Here is a 24,980-nt window from a genome sequence, read left to right as displayed (position 1 = left end):
ACGATCCGCCGTGTAATTCACTTAAGCTTTTGCTAATGCGCACATGGGCCGTCCACCGGGCCTTTCGGGATGGCAGCTTTCAGGAACTGCACAAAGTACCTGGATGTCTTGAATGGCGCGCATTGCTGATCGGCAGAAGCCGACCCCTGATTGGACATTTGGACCAGCGCGAACTTCGAACAGAAGCGGACATTGCAGCTTCACGACAACGGCACGTAGCTCACTTTGCCGTCGATAAGATCTTCGAGACTTACGATCTGACCGTTCCAGAACCTAAATTCCAGGGATTCATTGCGTCCTTTGAAGTCGACTTCGAAATGGGCCAGCCTGACTTCTTCGAACCCCTCGTCACGACAAGTCACTATTAGCATGCGATTATTGATGACATCGGCAACCAAGTCACGCGCCCACTGCTGCGCGATCGCGGCTCCTTCAAGCTCTTCTGGCGGGTGGATATGCCAAGGCGCTCCATCAAAACCGATGGCGATACCAGGGGTGCCATCCAGATTGACATACTCATTCGCGACTAGAGTAAGCGTTCCATCGCGGCTTCGTTCGGTTACAAGATTTGTCATCTAACTCGTGCGATGGTGGCGGTTTCCCAAGAATCCAGCTTGGCCGATGGATGTCCGGAACGCAATGCATCTAGGCGAAACCCGCCAGTCCGCTTCCCACCCCAAACGTGGTCATTCCGCCGGCATAAGCTGACCGGCAGCTTGAGCGTCAGTCGCTCCAACGGCCGGAATGGGGCGCGTCAGCGATGGTCCGGTCCCGCGCCTGTTGCGGACGTCTAGATTTGACCCGCCAGTGATAAGAAGTTTCCAGTCTGCAACTAACTTGGACCGCTCTTCATTTCGACAGGCATTTGGCCGTTTTAACGCAAAATCCTTTCGAGAACGCCAGCCGTATCAGGCAGGGTGATCCCAAGGATTAATGATGTTGACCCCGGTTCGCTCGAAATCGGCAACGTTACGCGTGACCATCGTCATTCCATGGACCAACGCAGTCGCGGCAATCAGGCCATCCCGTTCGGCGCAGGGGTTAGGCGCATGGAGTTGAGCACAACGGAGGGCTACTGCCGTATCGACCGACAACGTCCGATCGGCAAACTCAGGAACGACATGACGATCCACCCATATGCGCAATCTGGCGCCTTGGTCCGGGTCCCGTCGCTCCACCAGAAGGATGCCAAGTTCCAGCTCCATCAGTGTTATCACTGATATGTAGAGCTTCGTGGCATCAACGCTGTCGAGCCACGAGACGACTTTGATGTCCGCCTTGCCATCGCCGGCTTTGCGCAGCTCAGAAATCACGTTGGTATCGAGCAAGAACATCAGGAGAAATCTGCTGGACGAGGCAAGTCGCGCGACCGAGGGGGAGCAAGCTCAATCTCCGATAGTCCAGGCATTGAAAGCGCTGCAACGATGCTCCGGCGCTGACCTGTGATCCGCTGATATTCCTCGATGCTCAGTAGAACCTGGGCCGGCTTGCCACGGTTGGTAATGAAGACGGGGCCGCTGCGCGTGGCCTTCTGCGCCTGGTTGGCATTCTGTTGGAATTCTCGACTGGACACTGTGGTGATCGTCATGGGTCGCTCCATTCGACACGATGTTGTTACATTAGAACATTTATAGTCGAATGACAATCGGTGCAGCCATGTTGGACTCCTGGCTGAGCAAGTGCGGTCGTTAGTTTGATGGACGGTGCGAGCGGTATCGGGCTTCTGACAGCTCATTGGAATGGCCGCTTTGGGAACACAGACGACGCAGCTCTCACGTCTCAATTGGGGCGCGTTGTCGATCGGCAGGTTCCGTGGTCATTCAGCTACATTCTGAAGCCGCCTGAAACTGAACGCGGGAGGCACATAGATTTTTGGGCCCAAAAGGGCTCATCACAGTGATGGTCACCTGTCGAGTATGTCGCGAACCCTTGCAGCCAAGTCAGCATATCCAAAAGGCTTGGTTATCAACTCCACGCCGGCGTCCAAGCGCCCGTGATGCACGATCGCATTGCGCGCATATCCTGTGGTGAACAATACCTTCAGGTCTGGACGCATCGTCTTTGCCTTGTCCGCCAGAACTGCCCCCGTCATGCCGTTGGGCAAAACCACGTCGGTGAACAGGAGGTCTATCCGGTCTGCCCTTCGTTCGAGCAGACGCAGAGCCGCAGGCCCATCAGCTGCTTCCAAGACGTTGTAACCAAGGTCTTGCAGCATCTCGACCGAAAACTCACGCACTTGAGAGTCATCTTCGCAAACCAGGATCGTTTCACTACCTTCCCCATCCGGGATGGTAGGAACCACCGCCTCAGTGTCCAGGCTGCTCGTGCGCAGTAGACGTGGAAGGTAAATCTTCACAGTCGTGCCATGTCCAGGTTCTGAGTAAACCTTCACATGTCCGCCGGACTGTTTGACAAAGCCATACACCATTGAAAGGCCAAGCCCTGTCCCCTTGCCGACCTCCTTGGTCGTAAAGAACGGCTCGAACACCCTTTCCAGCGTCGTCGCGTCCATGCCGGTGCCGGTGTCCGAAACGCAAAGCAGAACGTATTGCCCAGGCGTAACTTCAGCATTCCGCCCGGCGTAAGATCGGTCAATGTGGGTGTTTGCGGTTTCGATAGTGAGTTTGCCGCCTTCAGGCATCGCGTCGCGGGCATTAACAGCGAGGTTGAGCAGCGCGTTCTCGAGCTGGTTTGCATCGACCTCGGTCCACCAGATACCTGAAGCTAGAACGGTCTCCAGTTCTATAGTCTCTCCAAGGGTCCTATGAAGAAGCTCCGACATGCCTGCAACGAGCTTGTTGGGCTCTACTGGGGTTGGCGCGAGGGGCTGCCGCCTTGAGAAGGCCAGCAACCTCTCAGTCAGCACCGCTGCTCGTTTCGCACCTGCCATGGCGTTCTCCGCGGAGCGGATCAGCCGTGGTTCATCCTGCGGTAGTTTGCGCATGAGGATATCCAGGTTTCCGGTAATGACCTGAAGGAGATTATTGAAGTCGTGAGCGACGCCACCCGTCAGTTGGCCAACCGTCTCCATCTTTTGAACCTGGTGAAGCGCTTCTTGAGCCTGCCTAAGATCGTCGGCGGCTTGCTTCTCGGCGCTGACGTCTCGCCCAACAGCGTGGATCAGCTTCTCGTCCGGAACGGCGATCCATGAGATCCATCGGTACGAGCCGTCCTTGTGCCTGTAGCGGTTTTCAAAGCGAAGTGTGGACAAGCCATCTGCAAGGCGCCCGGCCTCAGCTTGTGTCTCTGCAAGATCGTCGGGATGGACCAGATCGAAGAAGCTGCTACCAAGCAGTTCGTCTTCCTTCCACCCTATCAAGGACGTCCAGGCTGGGTTCACGGCCGAGATGATACCATCGAACTTCGCGACCAGCATGATGTCGGTTGACAGTCGCCACATACGGTCTCGATCTGCCGTCCGCTCCGCCACGAGCGCTTCAAGATTGGAGTTGAGGTTCTGAACGTTCGCAAAGAGTCGGGCGTTGTCCATCGCCGTGGCTGCCTGTGCGGCTAACCCAACCACCAAACGCTCGGCACGCTCCGTGAAAACGCCCGTATTGCCGTGACCAAAGAACAACCCACCAATGACCTCGCCCGATCGGGACTTCACCGGAACAGCAAGATAACTGCGGACCGGTAGGTGACCAGCTGGCATTCCATGGTACGGAGCGTTTTGGCCGTAGCGAGGATCTTTGAGGATGTCGTCCGACCGGACGACACCGTCGCCTCTGAAAGTCGGAGCAAAAACATGGGTATTGCGCGGAAGAGGGTAGGAGGAAAAGGCCTCCCGTGGCGCGCCGGAAAGACTATAAAGCGTGTATCGCTCGCCCGCTGCGTCTACGTGATTATAGAAGAAAGCGCCGAACTGGGCTCCGGTCATTTCTACGCCAGCGTCAACGACTTTTTGGACAAGTGCGTCAAGATCTAGGTAGCCGGACACCTCGGCCGCGGTGGCGTTCAGCAGCTCGAGCGTGCGGGTTTGGTCGTGGAGCGCTCGGGCAGCCGCAAGGGAGTCGGTGACGTCAAAGCCCTCAACGAAAATGCCCGTGACGCGGCCATCAGCGTCCCTGAGGGGCTGGTACACGAAATCGAAGAATTTCTCTTCGTGACCTGAAGCATTTTGCAGACGCACGGGAACAGCTTGGCCAACGTAAGGTTGGCCCGTTTTAAAGACACCGTCCAGAAGTTCGAAAAAGCCTTGACCGCTTAGTTCCGGCAGGGCTTGGCGCACGGCTTGGCCGATCAAGGCCCGGCCTGGTAGCAGCTTCTGGTAGGCGGGGTTGACCAGCTCAAAAACATGTTCTGGACCACGGAGCATCGCCATCATACCCGGCGCTTGCTCGAACATCTCTTTTATACGCTCACGCTCATCCCGCTGGCGACGCTCAGCCAAAACTTTGTCGGTCGTTTCAGTCGCCGCACAAAGCATACCAGCTATTTCGCCAGTCTCGTCGCGAATGGGCGTATAGGAGAAGCTGAACCAGGCGTCCTCCAAGTACCCATTCCGACGCATGGGGATCAGCAGGTCTTCATGCCAACTCGCTTGGCCGGCCATTGTTTGGTCAACAAGCGGTTTGATCTGCTGCCAGATGTCAGACCAGATCTTCGCAAATGGCTTTCCAAGAGCGTTGGGGTGCTTCGCGCCCAAAATCGGCGCATATTTATCGTTGTAGAGAAAGGCTAGGCCTTCCCCCCAGGCCAAGAACATGGCTTGCTGCGCATCAAGTATGAGCTGGGTATATAGCTTCAGGGCCGAGGGCCAGTCATGGGGCACGCCCAGATTGGTTTGGTGCCAATCAAGGTCGCGCATCCGGGAGCGCAGTTCCCCGTCGCCCTCAAAAATGGTCGGCGAGCTTTCGGCTAGATTGGTACGCACGCCGTATCCTATTCGTTGATGTAGCTGACAGCGGGGGAAGGGAGCTTCTTTGATCTTGACGGACAACGTTGCCATGCTCAGGGGTGTATGCCGCCCGACCGCTCGTTGACCAATTGCGAAACCGCCGTAATTAACTGCGCAAGAGCGAATGGCTTATGCAGCATGATGCTCCCCGGAACACCCTGAGCAGACCATTCTGAGGCCTTATCGCCACTGCAGTAGATGACTGGAATATCTGACCGAAGCTCACGAGCCCGACGTCCCACGTCCCAGCCCGAATGCGAACCTGGCATCCGGATATCGGTGACGACAGCGACCACTTTGTCATGGCCTCGTTCGAGCTGGTCGATGGCTGTCGCCGCATCATTGGCGAGTTCAACGGCGAACCCCGCTTCAGTGAGTGCATCCTCTAAAGCCATTGCGATCATGGCTTCATCTTCAACCAGAAGAACGCGGCTTTTGGGCAAATCCACAGCAGAACTCGAAAAAGGCGGGCCAAGCGGCCACGAAAAGACACGCCTAGGCCGGCATGGCATGGACTGTTCGAAACGCGTAGCTCAGAACCTGGTTCCATAGTCACAGCACAATCTGCAGGCTTCCTTCCCAAACGTTCAACTTTTGTGGAACGAGGGGCTGCTCAGCTGAAATAGCGCACCGCCTCCGATTCGACCGTAAACGATCGTCGGGCCCATCGCCTACGCAGCCCCCAGGTTCGCCGGGCGTTAACCGTCACGCTAAAGCGGGAAGCAAAGGGTCTGGCCGATCATGTCTCCCAGCTAAGCATGCGCGGCATCGGGCCCGTGGCGGCTGTGCCAGTATAGCATTACGTCCACTGGTGGCGGCGGAAAAGGAAGTTCGTAGATATCGAGATCGAGCAGCGGGGCAACACGCTCAGCGAAATGTATCGAATTCGTGCCATACTCCTCCTTGCGAAGACCGATAGCGGCCACCCACTCATCCACCAACCGGGGCAAATTTTCTTGACCTATACATCAAGGCAGCTCCTTGATCCGTTGGAAAACGTCCGGGCCCGCGGTCTCTGAGTTCACTGTAGTTACCCGAATTCGCAGCAGGCGCAGACGGCTGTGCGAGGAGAAGTCGCCGACTTGCGTTCAAGTGCTCGTGTGCCGTATGGGCATGTTGCCTAATGGTGGCGTAGCAGTCCGATTGGAGGCTCCATTGACGTCTGGCACGTCCCATTGGTCGAAGACCGACGCCGCACTTGCCGGCCTGCTTGATCAAGTGACCCGGAACATTCATTCCAGCAACCATGCGGCCGACCTTTACCCGGCTCAATGGAGTGCCCTTCGCTACTTCGCCAAGGCCGCACCTCAGCACCGCAGTGCGATAGCCTTGGCGCGCTATCAAGGGATCGAACCCGGACCAACTGCTCGAACGGTTCGGACGCTTGTGGACAAGGGTTTTCTAGAAAATGGGGGGTCCCTGGGACGCGGTCGTATTCGGCGCGTCGACGTCACAGAAAAGGGGCATCAGCTGCTCCTGGCAGACCCAATAAATGTCATGGTAGAGGCGCTCGCCAGTCTCGATGGAGAACAGAAGCGCGCTCTTGCGGAGGCGCTTGAGCGCATCTTGGGTCGCCTGCAGTCGAAAAAGTTACAAAATCAAGATGGCGATGGGAGAGGCGATGCGGACATGCCTCCTAGCCATCCAAGATAGCCTGGACCAATTGCTCCTCGTCAAATGGTTTGACGAAAACGCGCTCAGCGCCCCAAACCTCCGCCAGCGACACGGCTGTCTCCACTGTGAACTCGGGGCCACCGCCCGTCATGGCGAAGACCCGCAAACGCGGAAATTCGGTCGTCAGCAGTTTCATCAGCGTGAGCCCGTCCATGGCCGGCATCCAGATGTCGGTTACCAGCACGTCATAAGGAGCGTCGCGGAGTCGGGTGAGAGTGTCAAGGCCGGTAGCGGCGGTGTCGACCTCCAGTCCTGCCCGACGAAGACAACCTGCGACGGAAGCAAGCAGTGGCGCGAAATCATCACAGACGAGAACGCGATACGTACTAGTCATGGGTCAGTGCCTTCCTGGACGAAAGTAATATGGACCGATGTGCCCTTGCCAAGCTCAGAATCGATGCGAACCGTCGCCCCCCAACTCTTCAACAGCCCTGCTACGACCGACAGCCCCAATCCGGTACCGCCACTCTCGGACCGTGTCGTAAAGAAAGGCTCGAAGGCCCGCGCCGCGGTGTCCTGCGGCATGCCAAAGCCACTGTCTTGAACGGTCAGTCTAGGTGCGACACCACCAACCAGGCTGACTGTAATGAAGCCCTCATTTTCTATTGCATTCATTGCATTGGCCACCAGGTTGGCGATCACCTGCAGCGCTTCTCCTGCGTGAACCAGGGGGTGATCAAGCTCGGCAATATCGTCGGTGAGGACAATACGGGGCGGAACAATGGTGCGCACGGTGGCGAGGCTGCGGCGCACGGCAGCGCTCAGGGGCAGAAGGGTCGTGTCGGGAGGTTTGACAGCCGTCGAAGAGCGTAGCGAGACCACCATGTCGCGCATGTCCTCGGAAAGATCGATGACTGAGTCCAGAAGCCGTGCTGTCTCCTTGTCGTCCTGAGCACGGCGCCGCGCCTGCCGGGACAAGCTCATAATTGGATGCAGCAGGTTGTTAATCTCATGGGCAACAAAGGCCGCCATCTGTCCCAGAGCAGCCATCTTTTCACGGCGTGCTGATTGTTGAAGATGGGCGTCCCGCTCAGTCGCATCCACCAGAGTGCCGGCAAAGCCGGACAGGCGTCCGCGCGGATCGCGCGCACAGGTCCCGCTGATCAGAACCTCCCGGCTTCGACCATCCGGACCCGAGACAACGAGCGTGATATCCCGGAATGGAAGACCTTTTCCGAGGTTCTCCCGGATCTGAGCTAGGGCCGTGTCACTGTGACGCGATATGGCGGCAAGAGACTGGACTAGGGGTTGTTCTACCTCAAGCTTTAGACCGTCGAATTGAGGCCCTTCCAAATAACGGATGTCTCCCTCTGCCGTCGTCTCCCAAAAACTATCTGCCGCGCTATCAGCGAAATTGCGGAAACGGGTCTCCATAAGTTCGGCGCGCTGGCGCAGGCGTCGCTCGCGATGCTGGAGGCTGTCGGAAACAAGTACGCCGTAGCAAAGCAGCGAAGCTGTAGCGCCAACATAGAGCGAATTTGCGAACAGCGCGGAGTCACCGACGCTGGGGAACAGATCGAGCGCCAACCGAAGCACCGCCGTCGCGATGGCGGGAGACCAGCCCAATAGGAACAGAATAGCTCGGGTCCGCACGCGCCGTAGCGCGACAAGTGCCACTCCCAGGCAGAGCGCCAGCGCCAGCACGCCCGCAAAAGCCGAGTACAAGCGAACGAACTGGTCACCCATCAGGGTTTCGCGGGCAGTTTCAGCGGCGAGGATTCCAAAGCCGATGGTCACGATGTTAAGCGCCCGATCGAGCGACGCGGACCAGGACCGAATTTCGAGCCAATAGCGGGCAAATGTCAGCAGCGCCGCATATGTCAAAACGGTGGCGCTGAGGGACACCACGCTGGCAAGCGTTACAGCCCCTGGCAGAATATGAGTATCAAGAATTCCTCTGTCGGCGAGCATGTAGCATGTGAACGCAACGATCACCCCAACAAGCGATCCGAACAGCCGATCACGCAGGGTTGCTGCCATGACGCCAATATAGACCGCCAGACCCACTAACACGCCGGCCAGGATTCCAAGAGTGACCGACTCCATGCTGTAACTGCCGATCAGGGACTGGAGCGGACTCAGGTGAAGCATCGCGCGCATGGACGAGCTGGTCACGGTGCGAAGATACAGCGTCTTTCCAGCAATAGCGGCACCGTCCAGGGCAAAGATTGGATAGCGGGTGAGACTTGACCAATCGCCGCGCTGCCACCGTAACTGCCGGTAACCTTCGTCATCAGGTATAAATAGAATAGCGTTCCGGGCCCGGGTCAGCTCCAGGGAGAGGCCATATTCACCAGGGTCGAGGCTTGGCACTGCGATGCGAAGCCAGAATGCCGCCCTCGTAGTTGGGGAGACGCCACGATTGGCGGTGTCACTAAAAAACGAGGGATCCCGTTGAAGGATATCTTCGAGTTTCAATGTGCCGCTCGCATCTACCGCCGAGTAGACACGGCCGGCCAGTAACGCCTTTTCTGTTCCCGCAGGTGAAATGCCGGAGAGCACAGCAACGTCGTCGTGAATTGCCAGTGCGAGAACGACGGCAACAAATGCTGCCAAAGTCATCCAAATCAGGAGCGCGGCAGTTTTCCCCTGGCGCTGCTGAGCAGACCTTGGGTCGACTTGTCTGGACATGAGCGTGGTGCCCTCTCGCTGCGCATCATCGCAGATACCTTACGTTCCTGTAGGGCGCCAATGGATTTTGGCTTGGCAGCGTTAAATGGCGGCTTGAGACGCAAGCAAAGAGCCAGCCATTGCGACAGGACCGCAATCCGGCAGACACCAGGGCAGCTGACACTATTCTACGATGGCGCAGTAGTCGTCCGTGACCTGAGTGCCAAAGTCATAACGGATCACAATCACGGGCTTTCCATCAGAAATCCGGGTCGTGTTTCGCCCATAGATTTTTACCGTTCCGTCCGAGAGAAAAGGACCGCTTTGAAATTCGATAACCCCATCAATATTAGATAAAATCATTTTTCCCTGCCCTTCCGTTCCGCGCAACGAATAGCGGCCATCCGCTGCCAGGTCGAAGCTATGGGTGAAGTTGTCGAAGTCCAGGCCCGATCGGCAGGCATAGTAACCAGATGTCAGTGTCATGAGCGGCGCGTAAGAGTTCGATAGATCGACTGGCGATGAAGCCAACGCCACCGTTGATGCAAGCATGAGTTTAATGATGGCACCTGGCAATCGCATCGAGGACTCCTTGAGCAGTGACGTGGCCAGAAAGAAACGCGAGAGTTAGGCATTGCCAGCCCACGGTCAATCCATTAAATGCTCAGTGAGCTTTTTGGGATGGGGATGATGCGAAAAAGGCTGCTGGTGTCTTGGTTGAGCTTGATTGCGTCAGTCCTTGCCCCTGGGCAAGACGCCATGGCCGGACCTGGCGAAAGGTGCGCCGAACTTGCAGCTTCACCTTTTGAGCCAGCTTACGCGGACCATCCTCAGCGCATTGCCGATCTGCAGCGTGCCATCGCAGTGTGTAAAACTGACCAGGCGGCCGAGCCTGACAATGCTGCAAACGCTGCATGGCTCGGGCGGGCGTATCTTGAAGCCTTCGACGTCAGGGCGGCAGTGGCATATTTACAAAGGGCTGCAGCAGGAAACCATGCAATTGGAACGGCGCTCTACGCGACCTATCTCCTGGATAGTCCACATGTCGAAGCGGATCCATCTCGGGCGGTGGCGATGCTTCGCCCGCTGGCCGAAGCAGGCATCGCGCCAGCGCAACACGGCCTAGGTCGTGCTTATGACTTCGGCTATGGCGTTGAAGCCGACCCCCAGCGAGCAGCCATTTACTATCGGCTCGCTGCGGACCAAGGCTACTCTCGAGCAAAGGCCACCTTGTCATCGCTTTACGAGCTGGGTCTGGGCGTTGAGCAGGACTATGGCAAGGCCCTGCGGTGGGCTAGAGAGGCTGCGTCGCAAAATGACCCCTATGGAATTTGGCAGTTGGCCTGGCTCCACGAGAGAGGTTTAGGTACAGAACAGGATCGAGCCGAGGCCGCAAAGCTCTATCAGCGCGGTGCAGATCTGGGAGATCCGCTGGCGATCAATCAACTGGGGCACATCTACGCTGAGGGCGTGGGTACGACCATCGACGAAGTGCGGGCTATCGCCCTGTTCTCGCGGGCAGCCGCGGCAGGCGAGCCTTTAGCCATCGCAAACTTGGGCCAAATGTATCTGCTTGGAAAAGGCGTTGCAGCCGACCCTGCATATGCCGCCGAGCTTTTGCTGAAAGCCGCTGAACTAGGTGAGCCCACCGCGATGGCATCTTTAGGTCACCTCCATGCCACTGGCGAAGGGGTTTCTCTCGACTATGGCCAGGCGCTGCACTGGACGCTAAAGGCCGCAGACCTAGGAGAGCCGATAGCCTGGAATAACCTGGGCAACCACTACGAAAAGGGACTTGGTGTGCCGCGCGATTTGGTGCTGGCCCGACAATGGTACCAGAGGGCTTTGGATGCAGGTGTCGAACTTGCACGTAAGGGGCTCGCAGACGTTTCAAATCTTGAAAACCCGAACTAGTAAAAATCAGCACACGGACGATATAAATGCACAAAGCCATAATAACATTTTCAGCACTCTCGACTATATTTTTACCTCTTGCCGTTCAATCCGCTGAAATTGACGAGACCAATGATCTTCGATTGCGTTGTGGCGCTGGCTATCTCCTCATTGCAGACATGCCGGAAATGAATAATACAGATGAGGAGATCGCGAACTTTAAGCGTATGGCAAAATCTCTTCTGAGCCATGCCGACGAGATCCTCGCCAAACAGGGAGTTCCCGGCGCGGAACGAGAAGAAATCGGCAGGCGCTATACAATGGAAATGGACGAGGTCCTGACCAAGGATTTGGATCTAGGTTTCGAGCCCGAAGACTGTCCCGATCTTGTGGCCGAAGCCGATGCAGCAGCGCTTGAGGCTGAGATCAATAAATACATGACTTGTGGCGTCGGCTTCATGGCCGCCGCACGCGTCAAGCAGGATGAAGGTGATACCAAAGTCGCTGCTGACCTCGAGGCTTTGGGCACCTCACTGGCTAACCGAGGCGACGATCTGATGGTTGAGGCTGGTTACAACGAGGCCGCACGCTATCAACTGGGCCAGCTTTATGGGGAATCCATCGGAGCAAAGTTCAAGGCGGGCGAGGATCTCGAATATGATTGGGACACCTGCGCCAGCCTAGGCAACTAGATTTGACGACCCGCTGAGGGAAATCTTGTCAGGAAGGCAACTCCTAGGCTTGAGGGTGAGGGTGTACAAATGTTGGAAGCGGGAGTACTGATCGGAGTCGTCGCACTCCTGGGTGGAGCATTTTATCTCCGTCAAACCATGCCGTGGCCCTTCAAATACGAAGGGCTGGAATACCGTCGCATGCCAGACGGCAGTTTTCAGGACGCAGGCAGGGCAAAAGTCATAGATTCTGCGCTAATTCCGCACCTGCACCGAGCTTATGAAGCCGCTAAATATGGAGAGAAAGATCTCTCCGACTTGCCCAGCGGTGAATGAACAGAGCGGACCGGCTGCACAGGGTTCAGCGTTGCCACGTCCTGCTGCGGCAGTAATGTATTACGTGTCCCATAGCGTGAGTTTAGCCCCGGGCGTCGAGGTTATTCGGCATGGGCCGGGAGGTTGTCATCGGCGACAGCGGCAGAAGCGGATCGCCGCGTAATAAAAATGTCCCAATATGGCGCGCCCATTGCAGAGACTTTAGTCGCTGCTCGTCAGTCTGCCTTGGCAGCAACACGATTGTTTCGAGCCGCCAGCATGGTTTTTTTTCAGGCTGCTGGCTAAGTCGAGACGGTTCGTTAGCCGCCCTTCGATGACACTCATCACTAAATCCGCATTGCAGCTTTCACGAAATTGCCAAGCAAGCTGAACGGCAGAAATGGGGCGCGCACCTACCCGGCGGCTGATTTAAGCCCTCTACTACTTGACAGCTTCGCAAGTACGGATGCGGCCAGTGCCCTTCTGCGCCGAACAACGCAAGTATCTGATAGTTTCGCTAAGAGCTGCGATCGATAAAGGAGCGAAGTGCCACGCGGTAGGCATCGCCATGACCGGCGCGGGTCTGGGCAGCGGCCTCTCGCTTGAGTTGGGTCTCCAGATCGCTGTCCAAGCTCGCCGAAAGCAGGGACTTCGTAGCAGCCATCACATCCAACGACCGTCCGGCCAGTTGTTCTGCCGTTTCACGGACGAAAAGGTCCAGATCTTCTGCCTGCTGGGCAGTTTGATGCACCAGCCCCCAATCGAGCGCCCGCGACGCGTTGATGGGTGCTGCTGCGAGAAATGTTGAGGTAGCGCGGGCCAGACCGATCTTGCGGGGAAGCAGCCAACTGGCACCACTATCCGGAACCAGCCCTAGCCGCGAAAAGCTGAAATGAAAACTGGCATCCTGACTTGCGAGAACGATGTCGCAGGCAATCGCAAGGCTGGCACCCGCGCCGACGGCGAGGCCCTGGACGCTGGCGATGGTGGGTTGTGGAAGCCTGGCGAGTTCAAGAATGATGCGGTTGATGCCCTCTTCAAGCGCCACCCCAAGGTCGATGGCCGTGCCGGCAAGAATCGGCGCGCGCTCTGCAAGGTCTTGGCCCGTGCAGAAAGCCTTTCCCGCGCCGCTCAAAACCACGCAGCCAATATCGGTGTCCGCGCCGACACAGCTCAATACTTCGAGCAGTTCAGCGCGCAACGCAACGTTGATCGCATTGAGCTTGTCGGGGCGGTTGAGGGTAACATAAGCCACGCCCCTGGCCGTATCGAGCGTAACGAGATCAGTCACGCTATTCGCCCGTATAGGTTGGTTTGCGTTTTTCGAGGAACGCATTCATCCCCTCGGCCTTGTCTCTGCTGGCAAACAGGACCTGCACCGCCTTCCTCTCGAGCGCGAGGGCGGTGGAGAGCGGTGCATCGGCACCGGCAAGGATCACTTCCTTGATCTGGGCGACCGCGATGGGGGGCAATGCGGCGATCCTTTCGGCCAACTTGAGCGCGGTATCGAGAACCGCGTCATCTTCGACGAGGCGGCTGATCAGTCCCATCTCGAATGCCTCCTGGGCCGAGATGATTTCACCGGTCAGGCACATGAGCATGGCCCGGAACTTGCCCACCGCGCGGGTGAGTCTTTGCGTGCCGCCGGCGCCTGGCATGATCCCGACCTTGACTTCGGGTTGTCCAAGTTGCGCACTCTTTCCGGCAACGATGATATCGGCATGCATGGCGAGTTCCAGCCCGCCGCCGAGAGCAAAGCCGTTGACGGCTGCAATCACCGGCACCGGGCATTCCCCAACCGCCGCCCAAAGACGTTCGGTGTGGCGATGATACATCTCGATGGCATCGATCCGCGACATGTCCGCGATGTCAGCTCCGGCGGCGAAGGCCTGCTCGTTCCCGGTCAGTACCACACAGCGGAGCGATGTATCGTCGGCAAGGTCACGAAAGATCGCGGCCATTTCCTGACGAATGGTGAGGTTGAGCGCATTGCGCACCTCGGGGCGGTTGAGCCTGACCAGGGCGATGGCACCAGAGGGGCGTTCGACAAGCACCTGAGCCATTTACGCGGCCTCCAGCATGAGTGCGATACCTTGACCGACACCGATGCACATGGTGCAGAGCGCACGCTTGGCATTGCGATCCTGCATCTCGATGGCCGCCGTGAGCGCAAGGCGCGCCCCGCTCATCCCCAGCGGATGACCAAGCGCAATGGCGCCACCATTGGGATTGATGTGTTCAGCGTCGTCTGGCAGGCCTAGCTCGCGCAGGACGGCGAGCCCCTGTGCGGCGAAGGCCTCGTTGAGTTCGATAATATCGATGCTCGACACAGAAATGCCGAGCCGCTCGGTAAGATTCCGGGTGGCCGGAGCCGGCCCGATACCCATGATGCGCGGGGGAACGCCCGCGGTGGCAAGGCCGGTGACACGGGCTAGGGGTGTGAGTCCATATCTGGAGATGGCGGTGTCGGATGCCACAATGAGCGCCGCGGCGCCGTCATTGACCCCCGAGGCATTGCCGGCGGTGACACTGCCACCATCACGGAAGGGTGAGCGCAGCTTGGCCAAGGCCTCGAACGTCGTTTCGCGCGGGTGTTCGTCCGTGTCGACAATAATGGCGTCACCCTTGCGCTGGGGTTTTTCTAACGAGACAATCTCACGGGCCAGCCGCCCACTCTTCTGCGCGGCGGCGGCTCTTTGCTGTGAGCGCAGGGCAAACTTGTCCTGATCCACGCGCGATACCGAGAATTCCTCGGCGACGTTTTCGGCCGTCTCAGGCATCGAATCGATGCCATATTGGGATGCCAGCGAGGGATTGACAAAGCGCCAGCCAATGGTCGTGTCGAAGATCTCCGCCTGCCGGGCGAAGGCGGTTTCCGCCTTGGGCAGGACGAACGGTGCGCGGGACATGGATTCAACACCACCGGCAATGATCAAATCGGCCTCGCCGGCCCTGATCGCGCGCGCAGCCTGACCGACGGCATCCAGACCAGACCCGCATAGCCGGTTAAGCGTGACACCAGGCACCTCGGCGGGCAGGCCGGCAAGAAGACCGGCCATGCGCGCGACATTCCGATTGTCTTCGCCCGCCTGATTGGCGCACCCGAGGTAGATATCGTCAATCCGGGCGGTGGCAAGCGCCGGGTGATCGGCTATGAGCGCCTTGATCACGTGAGCAGCCAGATCGTCGGGTCGGAAACCGGCCAGTGCTCCACCGTACCGGCCGATGGGCGTGCGGACTCCGGCGCAGATATATGCATGTGACATGATCTAAATCGCCGAGTTGGGATCGAAATTTGGACGGCGCTTTTCCTTTAGTGAAGCGAGCCCCTCACGCGCATCGGGACCGGTGAAGCCCATAAATTCAAGCGCCAGCGACGTGTCGAAGGTCGGGCCCGCCATGCGGAACCAGTTGTTGAGCGTATTTGGTCCAACGCAATGCCGAGGGCGACCCCTTAGCAAGCTTGCGGGCGACCTCCAGGGCCTTATCCTGCAAGTCGGCCTCCTCGACGCACAGCGAGACCAGTCCGATACGCTCCGCTTCCTCGCCACTCACCGCTTCACACAGCATAAGGTAATACTTGGCCTTGGCCATGCCGCACAGCAGCGGCCAGACGATGGCTGCATGATCGCCTGCGGCAACGCCGAGGCGGGTGTGTCCGTCGATGATCCGCGCTTTTCTGCTGGCAATCGAGATATCGGCCAGTAGCCCGGCGACAAGTCCGGCGCCCACTGCGGGGCCCTGCATGGCCGAGACCAGCGGTTTGGAGCAATTGATGATGTTGTAGACGAGGTCGCGGGCCTCCTTCCACACACGCGTCAATGTGCCGAAATCTTCGGTCATCTCCTTGACCAGATCGAGGTCTCCCCCGGACGAAAACGCTTCGCCTGCCCCACGGATAATCACCGCATTGACCTGCGGATCGGCATCGATATCGCGCCAGATGCGAACCAGTTCGCCATGCATCACAGCGTCAGCGGAATTGAGGCGACCGGGATTGTCCATGGTGATGCGCAGAATGCGCTCCTCGGGCCAATCGAATTTGAGCCGTTTGTAGTCTGCGTAGCGATCGCTCATATCTTCTTCTCCCTGTCCTTCCAGTAAGGCTCGCGCAGGACATTCTTCTGGATCTTGCCGATGGGGGTTTTGGGGAATTCGGTGACAAACTTGACCAGGCGCGGGCGCTTGAAGCGGGCAAGACGCTTGGCGCAATGCTCGATCAACACCTCCTCGTCGAGCGCCTCGCCAGATTTCAGGAGCACATAGGCTGCGGGAACTTCGCCCCATTTGTCGTCCGGAACGCCGATCACGGCGCATTCGGCGACGGCAGGCAGCTCGTAGACGACGTTTTCGATTTCCTTGGGATAGACGTTCTCACCACCGGAGATGATCATGTCCTTGGAGCGGTCGACCAGCGTGATGAAGCCCGCCTCATCGATGGTCCCCACATCGCCCGTCCAGCCCCATCCGTGGCGGAAGAACGCCTTGGTCTGTTCGGGCTCGTTGTAATATTCGAGCATGACATTCTCGCCGCGCGAAACGATCTCGCCAATCTCGCCGGGCTTGACCGGGTTGCCCAGGGGATCGACCACGGCAACATCGACATTGTAGGCTTGGCGCCCGATCGAGGACAGCTTCTCGGGCAGATACCAGTGACGCAGGGCGGTGAGAACGCCGACTTCGAACTGGCCATAGATCTGCGTGAGCTTGAGCTTCGGTAGCTTTTCGAGCAGCGCGCGCTGCACCCAGTCCGGCATGGGCGCACCGGCAAAGGAGAGCTTTTCAAAACTGGCGAAATTGGCCGCATCGAAATCGGGATCGGAAATCACCATCGAGGCCTGCGTGGGAACCATGAAAGCGGCCGTCATCTTGGTGCGCCGCGCCATGGCAACGAAATCGCCGACATTCCATTTCGAGAGCAAGGCCACCGTTGCGCCAACCAGCATGGCCGGCTGAAACATGATGTTCAGCGCCGCCACATGGAACATGGGGGTGACGATGGCAACCACGTCGCGCTCATCGATCCCTTCCTCGACGACCACGGTATGAGCGGTAATCATGCGGTTGCGATGGCTGCACAGAACGCCCTTGGGGCGCCCCGTCGTGCCACCGGTGTAGGTCATCGAAAACGGATCGTCCTCGTCTATATGCACATCCGGATAGTCGGCGGCACCCTTGGCAAGAAAGCCTTCGAAGGTCTCGAAATCAGTGGCCTGGCCGATGACGATCACGGTCTTAAGCTTGGGCAGTTGGCTACGGACGGCAGCGAGCTTGTCGATGAAGATGTCTTCAATCAGAAGCACCTCGACATCAGCCTTGTTGAGCACGAACTGCAGCTCTTCGGATGCATAGAGCACCGACACATTGACCAGGACCGCACCGGATCTGGCCACGCCAAAGAAGGTGGTGGCATATTCAGGCCGATTGCGGCTGACAATGCCGACTTTGGTGCCTTTGGCCAGGCCCAAATCGATCATGGCGTTGGCCAGCTGATTGGCGCGCCGGTTCAGGTCGGCATAGCTCAGGCTGTTGTCCTGCCAGAGCACTGCCGGCTTGTTGGGGAAGCGCTCGGCTGAGCGCCGCAGCATGTCACCGGTCAACATCGGGCTTTGGTGTCCTTTAGTCGGGGCGGGTTAAGTCGCCGTCTTTAAGGTTGAGCGCGCCATCGTCAGAGCTCGGCGCAGCGGCTTTGTCGGCTCGACTTTCGTGGATGAGCGTGATAACCGCAACACTGAACTGCGAAATAGCATTCCGCTGTGCGGAAGACTGTTGGAGGTGAGAGACGCCATGGCCAGCGACGATCGGCAATTCGTAGATGCTCTGGCGAGGGGATTGGCAATTCTGGAGTCGTTGTCGCGCGCTCAGCGACCCTTGAACAACGGGGACATTGCGCGCGCCACTCAATTGGCGCCCTCCACCGTTTCCAGGCTGACCCATACGCTGACGGCGCTGGGCTATACTCGGCTGACGCCCGGAGGCCGGGCCTATGAACTGACCCCCAAGAACCTAACCCTGGGCTACCCCATTCTTGCCGGCATGTCGCTGATCGAGCGCGCGCGCCCCCATCTCAAGCATATAGCTGACCTTACCGGCGAAACCGCAGCGCTTGCCGTCCGTGACGGCCTCCACATCACTTTCGTCGAGGTCGTGCCCGGTTCCAACATGGTTGCGGTGCGGTTGGCCATGGGTGGGCGTCTGCCAATTGCGGTTTCGGCAGCCGGCATCGCCCTTGTCGCGGCGATGCCCGAGCGTGAGAGCCGCACTATCGCAAGTCGCGTGCGCACCTATATCGGCAAGCGCGAAGGCGATCTCGATATATTCAACAGCTGCCTCGCTCAAGCGCGCGAGGAGGGTATCGCCATCATCCGGGACGCCTGGCGACCGGGAATCGGTGGGGTTTCGGTCGCCGTGCAGGCGGACAACGATGTGACCGCTCTCACCATCCCGGTCGCAACCGGCAGCGTCTCAGAACGCAATATGCGGGGTCCGCTAGCCGATGCGCTGCGCGAGGTGGCACAGAGCTTAGGGCGCGGCGCGTACTAGTTCAACTTGCCATCGCGGAGAGTCCGAGCTGGGCACGGCGGCGCAACCACTGGCTGGGGCGGTAGCGATCATCGCCCGTCAGGCGCTGAATCTGGGTCATGATTGTGTAAAGCTGATCCGCACCCATGGCGTCGGTCATTTCCAGCGGACCACTGGGGTAATTGAGCCCCAACCGCATTGCAGTGTCAATGTCCTGGGGCTTTGCAAGGCCGGTCTGGGCCATTTCGCACCCCAGATTGGCGATCATTGCGCAGATGCGCTGTGCGATGAAACCAGGTGAATCCGCAATCGCAGTCACGGCGCGACTCTGCGAGAGCAGCGCCACAACGCTGTCACGCGCCGCTGGGTCGGCTTCTGGTGCAGTCATGACGGTGATGCGCCTGGCGGTGTTGACGGCCAAATCGAGTGCCACCAAGCGACTGTGATCGGCGCCGGTGCGCGCGCTCAGCGCGGCACAGTCTTCGCCGATCGGGGCGCAAAGGATCGGACAAATCCCGTCATCGGCGGGCAACACAGTGAGCTCGAGTTCGCCGGCGAGAGCGACCAGCGCCTCGCTGGCTTCGAGCAGCGACACTGCGCGCGCCGGCGGTGCAGAAGATGTGGCGTCGGCACTCGGTCGATTCGCCCCCTCGCGATAGTCGAAGAAGCCCCGACCGGTCTTCCGACCCAACTGCCCTACATCGAAGAGATAACGGTGGAGCGGCGTTGAGCGCAGACGAGGGTCCGAGAAGTGGCTTTGATGGACAAAGGCGGTAACCGGATAGTTGATGTCCACACCCGTCAGATCCATCAACTCGAAAGGTCCCATGCGGAAACCACAACAATCGCGCATGACCGCATCGATCTGAGCAGTAGTCGCGACATTTTCATGGACAATGGCGAGGCCCTCCGTCGTATAGGCGCGCCCACCAAAATTGACCAGAAAGCCTGGCGTATCGCGCACTTCAACAGGAACCCGACCCATCTCGCGCGCCAGGAGTGTCAGCCCCTCAACGACCTCGTCGGCCGTGTCGGGGGTACGGATGACCTCGACGAGCTTCATCACCGGGACCGGGTTGAAAAAATGGAGCCCTGCGATCCGACTCGGATTTGGCAGGCCCGAGGCGATGGCGCCAATGGGGATCGACGAGGTGTTCGACGCGAGGACGGCATCGTTCGCGACGATGGCCGCAAGTTCGGCGAACAGCGCCCTCTTTGCAGCAAGGTCTTCAATGATCGCTTCGACGATGAGCCCGCAACCGGCAAGGGCCGCAAGGCTCTCGACCACCTGAAGATTGGCCACGAGCATATCGAAGGCATCCTGAGTGGCCTTCCCCTCGGCGACGCGCTTTTCCATGCGGGTGATGATGCCAGCCCTGGCATTCGAGGCTGCACCGGGTCGCTGGTCATAGACCAGAACGGTGCGGCCTGAAGCTGCGGCCACCTGCGCGATCCCGGAGCCCATGGCGCCGGCGCCGACGATGCCGATCACTAGGTCGTTGTGGGTCGAATCGGTCACGATAGTCTCCTAGATCAGCGAACGAACCAGCCCACCATCAATGGTCAGGTTCTGGCCGGTAATATAGTTGGCATGGCGTGAGCACAGGAACGCGCAGGCAGGGCCGAAATCGTCGGCGAGACCGAGGCGCTGCATAGGGATCGACTTGGCCATGTTGGCCTTGGCCTCGTCTTCGCTGACGCCCTGCGCCACGGCCTGTGCAGCGTAGACACGGTGCAGCGCACCGGTGTCCATCAGCCCTGGAAGCAAGTTGTTGACGGTTACACCCTTGTCGGCAACCTCGCGCGCCAGTGAGGCCATGGCTCCGGTAAGACCGGCCCGCACACCGGTCGCAAGACCCATATTTGGGTACGGCTCGCGCACCGTGAACGAGGTAATATTGACCACACGCCCAAAGCCGTTGGCGATCATGCCGGGCAGGATCGCCCGGGTAAAATCTATCGCCGAAAGCATGTTGGTCTCGATTGCCTTGAGCCACGTGCCATGATCGTGATTGCCGAAGGGGCCCGGAGGGGGGCCGCCGGCATTGGTCACAAGGATATCTATGCCACCAAGCCTTTCTTGTGCAGCCGCGAGGATGTCGTTCCTCGCTTCGGCGGTCGACACATCGCCGGCAACCCAGTGTGCGCCAACGGCGGCGGCTGCCACGCTGGCGCGCTCCGCGTCCCGCCCGTTAATGACAACCATTGCTCCTTCTTCGGCCAACGCCTTGGCGCAGGCATGCCCCAAGCCTTGGCTGCCGCCCAGAACGAGCGCTCGACGCCCGGAAAGTCCCATGTCCATAGTGTAAGAACCTCTTAGAGCAGCGCCGGAACAGCGAGAATGATGTCGGGAACGGTCGCAAACAGAGCAATCGCCAGCATGCAGATGCCGATGAATGGCAGGGCCGCTCGATAGACGCTTTGGATGGAGGCCTCCGGAATGACGCCCTTGAGCGCAAACAGCGTGTAGCCGAAGGGTGGAGTGATTCCGCCGATGGACATGTTGATCAGAAAAATCATCCAGAACCACAGGGGATCAAAGCCGATCGCACTGATGATCGGCGTATAGAGCGGTACCAGCATAATCATCAGCGCGACCTGGTCGATGAACATGCACAGAACGAACGGTACGAACTGCAGGAGGATAAACATCAGGACTAGCGGCAGCGCCAACTCGGTGACGGTCTGAACCAGCTGCGAGGTCGCCCCGCTCATGTTGAGCACCTGGCTGAACGAGACCGAGCAGGCCATGATGATCATGATCATGCCCGAGATCGACGCGGTCGAGCGCAGGGAATTACGGATCGTAGGCCAGTTGAGATTGCCAAACATCGCACAAACAACGACTGCTGCGACACACCCCATGGCTGCCGATTCCGTGGGCGTTGCGATGCCCGCAAGGATGAAGCCCAGGATGACACTGATGATCAAGAGGAAGGGGAGCGCCTTGACCACCAGCATTATGCGCTGTTTGAGCGGCAAGCTGGTGTCGTCGCTGATCGGGGCCAGACTGGGATTGATGCGGGTACGGATCACGACATAGCCCAGAAACATGCTTGACAGGATGAGGCCCGGCACGATGCCGGCGATCAGGAGGGCCGAAATCGATACGTTAGCCAACATGCCAAGGACGATCGCCATGACGCTGGGCGGAATGATCGGGGCCAGGCTGGATCCAGCGAGCATTGTTCCCATTGAGCGCTTGAGATCGTAATTCCGGGCCTTCATTTCGGGCCAGAGCGACGAGCCCATCATCGCTGCCACGGCCATGGCCGAACCCGACAGCGCGCCTAACAGTGTCGAGAGCAGGATGGAAACTACATAAAGACGAGCACGAATGTTGCCCACGAGCCCATCGACTGCGTCGAACAGAATTCTCACCGAGCCCGAGCGGAAGAGCAACTCGCCCAGCAGCACGAACAGAGGAATGGCCGCCAGCGACAGCGACGTGCTGGTCGAGAACATCGAGTTGATGATCAGGGTGACGCCGTTGAAATTGCCCGAGATCAGGAAGAGGCCGGCAAGATTAAGGGCGAGAAAAGCGATGAAGACGGGAAGACCGACCGCAAAGAGGGCCAGGAGCAGGAAGAATGCCCCGCTCAGGAATACGTACCACTCCATTTAGGATCGTCCTTGTGGGAGGGAAGAAAGGTAGCCAGCAGGTGCCGCAGGAAATAGAGGCGGGAGCTTGCAATGCCGTAGACGATGGCGCCGGTCACGATCCATTTGGGAATGCGGGTCGCCGCGATCATGGAAATATTGTTGCCAATCTGACGGCTGGCTTCGATGCCGCCGAACCACACCAGCATGGCGCAGACCAGAACGGCCAGCAGCAGCGAGAAACGCTGCATCCAGACCGATATCGCGGGATGGGCTGTCTCCACCACGAACGTCATGGCCGCATGGCCGGAACTGCGGGACAATTCGGGCGCGGCGAGAAAGGCGATGAAGGCGAAGGCGACGGCACTTGTATCCGGCGCCCAGTCGGTCGGCGCACGAAAGAAATAGCGCGCGACCACTTCAAAGGCAGTCACGGCGGTGAGGTAGAACACCGAGGACATGGCGCCCCAGAAAGTCAGGCGGGTGACACCGTCATGGATGCGCGCAAGCAATGTGAGCATTGTCCGCTCCTTTCCAATGTCACCCAACCCCTGGGAGAACTATTCTGCCGTCAGGCCCTTCTCAAGGGCCAGCTGATGCAACGCGGCGCCGTCGGCCCCGGCGCGGTCTTCGACCTGGCGCCAGACACCTTGGGCAAAGATAGCCTCAACCCGGTCGGCATATTCAGGGCCAAACTGGGTGATCTCCAGCCCTGCCTCCTGCATGGCAGCATCTTCTGCTTCCCACAGACCCTTGAACTCGGCACGACCCGAAACTTCGAGCTCCTCGGCCGCTTCGACCAGGAGCGACTGCTGGTCTTGGGAGAGACCGTTCCAAGTATCAAGATGGATGAAGAGCGAATGGTTGTTAATGCCGAACATGGGGCGGGTCATGTAGCTGGCCACTTCATACCAGCGATAGTCCATGGCCCCGAAAACCGGCCATGCTGCACCGTCGACAACGCCGCGTTCGAGCGAGGAGTAGATGTCACTTGCGGGCATGGTCACCACCGAGCCATTCAGTGTGGTCACGAAGTCATGATAGGTGCCCGAGGCGCGGATGCGCCGGCCTGCCAGCCCACCATCCTCGCCGATGGGGTCGCGCAGCATGACGTGGTAGCCTGAGGCAGCCGAGAAAACGCCGAGCAGCTTGAGGTTGTGCTTGGCATAGTGCTGATCGATGAGATCGTAGAGACCGCTCTCGCGGCGGGCCGCCGGATCGTCGGTGACCGCGTCCATACCAAACACCATTGAGGTCTCGCCAAGGTGGTAGGCACCATGGGTGAAGAGCATGTTGAATAGGCCGGCCGACACGGGCTGAAGCTGCTCAAAGGGCGGGACAGTTTCCGGGCCGCGCAGGTCGATATCGATCTCCCCGCCCGACTTTTCGTTGACAAGATCAATATAGCCCTGCGCAAAAACCGGCACGGCGTTATAGGTCTCGTCCCAACTCGACAGCATGGTCATGGTCTGAGCGTGTGCCGGGGCAACACTCATCATCAGACCCATGGCCGCGGCAGCGAGCGTGAAGCTCTTCAACATTGACTGGTCTCCTCACCTGGGGTGCTTTTCTTGGGAGCGTGGCTGGATCCACGCCGTTCAATCCGATGCCAACAAAGCTGGATGACCTCGCCAGCGTCAAGCAGAATTGCAGAATTCCATTCCGCTGTGCGGAATATTCTAGAAGTGAACGGAGCTCGCGCTTAGCCGTCAACGAACAATTGCCGCTCAGTCTAGGTTCGAGACCGACCGGCTTGGTCTCTGGCCATGGCGTCCTTGGATATTGGGGGCTTGTACAGACGCCATGGTCGGCGCCCTGCCTAATGTTCCGGTTATCAGCGTGATGCGACATCTCAATATGCCGGACGAGAGAATCGTCATCTTTTCCTGCCGTCCGGGTGGCTGGCAGGTGTGCGCAGTAGACTGGCTGCCTAGGCTCAAATCCTCTTAGACGCGATCAACCACACCATGGCGCCAAGGACACTCTTCGTTTGACCAAATGCTCGGCAATAGCAGTTCAGCCGTTCGCAGTACTGGCAGGTAGTGGATGACCTCGGTCGTCGCGTTCGGGCACGTTCTGGTAAGCTTTGGGCCTTGGGCCGCGGCGTCGGTCTGGTGAGCAAAGGCAGAAGTGGGGCGCATCAGCGATGGTCCGGAGTTCTTCATGGACCGTACATGATCATTTGGCTGCTGACCGTCCGGTTCCAGATATCGAACCGAACACCGCGCGTGCCCGGTGCCCACCCGTGCGGCCTCACCGGCGGTGGGGCCGCTGATCATCAGACCTCTGTGTGTTCCGCCAGTTCCAGGGCGTCCTCAACATCGACGCCCAGATACCGAACTGTGTTCTCTATCTTGGTATGACCAAGAAGGATCTGAACGGCGCGGAGATTGCCGGTGGCCTTGTAGATGAGCGAGGCCTTGGTACGCCGGAGCGAATGCGTACCATACTCCTCCTTGCGAAGACCAATAGCGGTCACCCACTCATCCACAAGTCGAGCATATTGCCTGGTGCTCAGGTGATCGTTCGGATCGCCTCGACTTGGAAAGGCGAAGTCCTCGACCGAGCCCCCTCGCCTTTCGAGCCACGCCAGCAAACTTGTTCTGGCATCCGTTGTGATCTCGAACTGCACCGGTCGACCGGTCTTCTGCTGGATGACCACCGCCCTGGCGCGAATGTCATGACCTGTCACCAGTGTGCCTGAGCATTCTGACGATAACGACCTGCACGTGGACAACTCCGCCTCCCCTCCGCGCCACCCCCTGACAGCGCAGGAGAGCCTGGCGGAGGTCGCC

At 58.9% G+C, this 24,980-nt stretch carries 23 protein-coding genes; 4 read left to right on the top strand and 19 right to left on the bottom strand.

The window, feature by feature from the left end; genetic code table 11:
- Window positions 1-200: 200 nt before the first annotated feature.
- The 5 genes from GGR20_RS17980 to GGR20_RS17960 form a co-directional block, all read right to left on the bottom strand.
- Window positions 201-575: a hypothetical protein gene (locus GGR20_RS17980; RefSeq protein ID WP_183312739.1), complete on the bottom strand. Its 375-nt coding sequence runs from the start codon at window positions 573-575 to the stop codon at window positions 201-203.
- A 333-nt stretch (window positions 576-908) separates the two neighbouring features.
- The gene (locus GGR20_RS17975) at window positions 909-1,337 is read right to left on the bottom strand and encodes a type II toxin-antitoxin system VapC family toxin (RefSeq protein ID WP_210283246.1); all 429 of its coding nucleotides are present in this window, start codon (window positions 1,335-1,337) and stop codon (window positions 909-911) included.
- Window positions 1,334-1,588 carry a type II toxin-antitoxin system Phd/YefM family antitoxin gene (locus GGR20_RS17970; protein ID WP_183312737.1) on the bottom strand — a complete coding sequence of 85 codons (255 nt, stop codon included), beginning with the start codon at window positions 1,586-1,588 and terminating at the stop codon, window positions 1,334-1,336. The genes GGR20_RS17975 and GGR20_RS17970 overlap by 4 nt, the downstream gene beginning before the upstream one ends.
- Window positions 1,589-1,903: 315 nt before the next feature.
- Window positions 1,904-4,876, bottom strand: a complete 2,973-nt coding sequence (locus GGR20_RS17965; protein ID WP_253560403.1) for a PAS domain-containing protein — start codon at window positions 4,874-4,876, stop codon at window positions 1,904-1,906.
- 77 nt (window positions 4,877-4,953) lie between these two features.
- Window positions 4,954-5,349, bottom strand: a complete 396-nt coding sequence (locus GGR20_RS17960) for a response regulator (protein WP_183312735.1) — start codon at window positions 5,347-5,349, stop codon at window positions 4,954-4,956.
- 706 nt (window positions 5,350-6,055) lie between these two features.
- Between GGR20_RS17960 and GGR20_RS17955 the strand changes: the two genes are divergently transcribed.
- Window positions 6,056-6,553, top strand: a complete 498-nt coding sequence (locus GGR20_RS17955) for a MarR family winged helix-turn-helix transcriptional regulator (RefSeq protein WP_183312734.1) — start codon at window positions 6,056-6,058, stop codon at window positions 6,551-6,553.
- Here GGR20_RS17955 and GGR20_RS17950 read toward each other — a convergent pair.
- The 3 genes from GGR20_RS17950 to GGR20_RS17940 form a co-directional block, all read right to left on the bottom strand.
- Complete coding sequence (locus tag GGR20_RS17950; RefSeq protein ID WP_183312733.1) at window positions 6,537-6,908, bottom strand: response regulator; 372 nt, start codon at window positions 6,906-6,908, stop codon at window positions 6,537-6,539. The two genes, GGR20_RS17955 and GGR20_RS17950, sit on opposite strands and share 17 nt — an antisense overlap.
- The gene (locus tag GGR20_RS17945) at window positions 6,905-9,205 is read right to left on the bottom strand and encodes an ATP-binding protein (RefSeq protein WP_183312732.1); all 2,301 of its coding nucleotides are present in this window, start codon (window positions 9,203-9,205) and stop codon (window positions 6,905-6,907) included. The genes GGR20_RS17950 and GGR20_RS17945 overlap by 4 nt, the downstream gene beginning before the upstream one ends.
- A gap of 162 nt (window positions 9,206-9,367) precedes the next feature.
- On the bottom strand, window positions 9,368-9,766 hold the full coding sequence (locus GGR20_RS17940; protein ID WP_183312731.1) for a hypothetical protein: 399 nt from the start codon (window positions 9,764-9,766) through the stop codon (window positions 9,368-9,370).
- 78 nt (window positions 9,767-9,844) lie between these two features.
- Here GGR20_RS17940 and GGR20_RS17935 point away from each other — a divergent pair, with 78 nt between their 5' ends.
- Both GGR20_RS17935 and GGR20_RS17930 read left to right on the top strand, forming a co-directional pair.
- Window positions 9,845-11,098, top strand: coding sequence for a tetratricopeptide repeat protein (locus tag GGR20_RS17935; RefSeq protein ID WP_183312730.1), 1,254 nt, complete (start codon window positions 9,845-9,847; stop codon window positions 11,096-11,098).
- 26 nt (window positions 11,099-11,124) lie between these two features.
- Window positions 11,125-11,769, top strand: a complete 645-nt coding sequence (locus GGR20_RS17930) for a hypothetical protein (RefSeq protein WP_183312729.1) — start codon at window positions 11,125-11,127, stop codon at window positions 11,767-11,769.
- Between the two features lie 811 nt (window positions 11,770-12,580).
- On the opposite strand, the gene GGR20_RS17920 is transcribed toward GGR20_RS17930, so the two are convergent.
- The 5 genes from GGR20_RS17920 to GGR20_RS17900 all read right to left on the bottom strand — a co-directional run bounded on the left by GGR20_RS17920 (window position 12,581) and on the right by GGR20_RS17900 (window position 17,666).
- Window positions 12,581-13,354, bottom strand: a complete 774-nt coding sequence (locus tag GGR20_RS17920; RefSeq protein ID WP_183312727.1) for an enoyl-CoA hydratase-related protein — start codon at window positions 13,352-13,354, stop codon at window positions 12,581-12,583.
- Window position 13,355: 1 nt separating this feature from the next.
- Window positions 13,356-14,126 carry an enoyl-CoA hydratase-related protein gene (locus tag GGR20_RS17915; protein ID WP_183312726.1) on the bottom strand — a complete coding sequence of 257 codons (771 nt, stop codon included), beginning with the start codon at window positions 14,124-14,126 and terminating at the stop codon, window positions 13,356-13,358.
- Window positions 14,127-15,329, bottom strand: coding sequence for a 3-oxoadipyl-CoA thiolase (pcaF, locus tag GGR20_RS17910; protein WP_183312725.1), 1,203 nt, complete (start codon window positions 15,327-15,329; stop codon window positions 14,127-14,129).
- Between the two features lie 97 nt (window positions 15,330-15,426).
- Window positions 15,427-16,140 (bottom strand): enoyl-CoA hydratase/isomerase family protein, encoded by a 714-nt coding sequence (locus GGR20_RS17905; protein WP_246349751.1) that lies wholly within the window; start codon window positions 16,138-16,140, stop codon window positions 15,427-15,429.
- The gene (locus GGR20_RS17900) at window positions 16,137-17,666 is read right to left on the bottom strand and encodes a long-chain-fatty-acid--CoA ligase (protein ID WP_183312724.1); all 1,530 of its coding nucleotides are present in this window, start codon (window positions 17,664-17,666) and stop codon (window positions 16,137-16,139) included. The genes GGR20_RS17905 and GGR20_RS17900 overlap by 4 nt, the downstream gene beginning before the upstream one ends.
- Before the next feature lie 184 nt (window positions 17,667-17,850).
- On the opposite strand from GGR20_RS17900, the gene GGR20_RS17895 reads away from it, so the two are divergent.
- Entirely contained in the window at window positions 17,851-18,606 is a 756-nt protein-coding gene (locus tag GGR20_RS17895) for an IclR family transcriptional regulator (protein ID WP_183312723.1), read from the top strand.
- A gap of 1 nt (window position 18,607) precedes the next feature.
- Here the strand turns inward: GGR20_RS17895 and GGR20_RS17890 are convergent, their stop codons facing one another.
- From GGR20_RS17890 to GGR20_RS17865, 6 genes are all read right to left on the bottom strand, one after another.
- On the bottom strand, window positions 18,608-20,104 hold the full coding sequence (locus GGR20_RS17890) for a 3-hydroxyacyl-CoA dehydrogenase (protein WP_253560421.1): 1,497 nt from the start codon (window positions 20,102-20,104) through the stop codon (window positions 18,608-18,610).
- A 9-nt stretch (window positions 20,105-20,113) separates the two neighbouring features.
- The gene (locus tag GGR20_RS17885) at window positions 20,114-20,881 is read right to left on the bottom strand and encodes an SDR family oxidoreductase (protein ID WP_246349755.1); all 768 of its coding nucleotides are present in this window, start codon (window positions 20,879-20,881) and stop codon (window positions 20,114-20,116) included.
- A 20-nt stretch (window positions 20,882-20,901) separates the two neighbouring features.
- Window positions 20,902-22,206: a TRAP transporter large permease gene (locus GGR20_RS17880; protein ID WP_183312721.1), complete on the bottom strand. Its 1,305-nt coding sequence runs from the start codon at window positions 22,204-22,206 to the stop codon at window positions 20,902-20,904.
- Entirely contained in the window at window positions 22,185-22,706 is a 522-nt protein-coding gene (locus tag GGR20_RS17875) for a TRAP transporter small permease (RefSeq protein WP_183312720.1), read from the bottom strand. Before GGR20_RS17875 ends, GGR20_RS17880 begins: the two co-directional genes overlap by 22 nt.
- Window positions 22,707-22,745: 39 nt before the next feature.
- Complete coding sequence (gene dctP / locus GGR20_RS17870; RefSeq protein ID WP_183312719.1) at window positions 22,746-23,726, bottom strand: TRAP transporter substrate-binding protein DctP; 981 nt, start codon at window positions 23,724-23,726, stop codon at window positions 22,746-22,748.
- A gap of 737 nt (window positions 23,727-24,463) precedes the next feature.
- Window positions 24,464-24,922, bottom strand: coding sequence for a tyrosine-type recombinase/integrase (locus GGR20_RS17865; protein ID WP_183312718.1), 459 nt, complete (start codon window positions 24,920-24,922; stop codon window positions 24,464-24,466).
- Window positions 24,923-24,980: the final 58 nt, after the last annotated feature.

Source organism: Devosia subaequoris (assembly GCF_014197055.1).
Lineage (GTDB): Bacteria > Pseudomonadota > Alphaproteobacteria > Rhizobiales > Devosiaceae > Devosia > Devosia subaequoris.
Note: the sequence above shows the minus strand (reverse complement) of the source record. Positions and strands in the feature narration are given on the sequence as shown.

What these genes read in the sequence shown, in the direction of transcription:
- GGR20_RS17970 (WP_183312737.1), bottom strand. Translation starts at nt 1,588, where the DNA reads ATGACGATCACCACAGTGTCCAGTCGAGAATTCCAACAGAATGCCAAC.
- GGR20_RS17950 (WP_183312733.1), bottom strand. Translation starts at nt 6,908, where the DNA reads ATGACTAGTACGTATCGCGTTCTCGTCTGTGATGATTTCGCGCCACTG.
- GGR20_RS17915 (WP_183312726.1), bottom strand. Translation starts at nt 14,126, where the DNA reads ATGGCTCAGGTGCTTGTCGAACGCCCCTCTGGTGCCATCGCCCTGGTC.
- GGR20_RS17940 (WP_183312731.1), bottom strand. Translation starts at nt 9,766, where the DNA reads ATGCGATTGCCAGGTGCCATCATTAAACTCATGCTTGCATCAACGGTG.
- GGR20_RS17900 (WP_183312724.1), bottom strand. Translation starts at nt 17,666, where the DNA reads ATGTTGACCGGTGACATGCTGCGGCGCTCAGCCGAGCGCTTCCCCAAC.
- GGR20_RS17930 (WP_183312729.1), top strand. Translation starts at nt 11,125, where the DNA reads ATGCACAAAGCCATAATAACATTTTCAGCACTCTCGACTATATTTTTA.
- GGR20_RS17885 (WP_246349755.1), bottom strand. Translation starts at nt 20,881, where the DNA reads ATGGGACTTTCCGGGCGTCGAGCGCTCGTTCTGGGCGGCAGCCAAGGC.
- GGR20_RS17880 (WP_183312721.1), bottom strand. Translation starts at nt 22,206, where the DNA reads ATGGAGTGGTACGTATTCCTGAGCGGGGCATTCTTCCTGCTCCTGGCC.
- GGR20_RS17980 (WP_183312739.1), bottom strand. Translation starts at nt 575, where the DNA reads ATGACAAATCTTGTAACCGAACGAAGCCGCGATGGAACGCTTACTCTA.
- GGR20_RS17875 (WP_183312720.1), bottom strand. Translation starts at nt 22,706, where the DNA reads ATGCTCACATTGCTTGCGCGCATCCATGACGGTGTCACCCGCCTGACT.
- dctP (WP_183312719.1), bottom strand. Translation starts at nt 23,726, where the DNA reads ATGTTGAAGAGCTTCACGCTCGCTGCCGCGGCCATGGGTCTGATGATG.
- GGR20_RS17935 (WP_183312730.1), top strand. Translation starts at nt 9,845, where the DNA reads ATGCTCAGTGAGCTTTTTGGGATGGGGATGATGCGAAAAAGGCTGCTG.
- GGR20_RS17895 (WP_183312723.1), top strand. Translation starts at nt 17,851, where the DNA reads ATGGCCAGCGACGATCGGCAATTCGTAGATGCTCTGGCGAGGGGATTG.
- GGR20_RS17905 (WP_246349751.1), bottom strand. Translation starts at nt 16,140, where the DNA reads ATGAGCGATCGCTACGCAGACTACAAACGGCTCAAATTCGATTGGCCC.
- GGR20_RS17945 (WP_183312732.1), bottom strand. Translation starts at nt 9,205, where the DNA reads ATGTCCAGACAAGTCGACCCAAGGTCTGCTCAGCAGCGCCAGGGGAAA.
- pcaF (WP_183312725.1), bottom strand. Translation starts at nt 15,329, where the DNA reads ATGTCACATGCATATATCTGCGCCGGAGTCCGCACGCCCATCGGCCGG.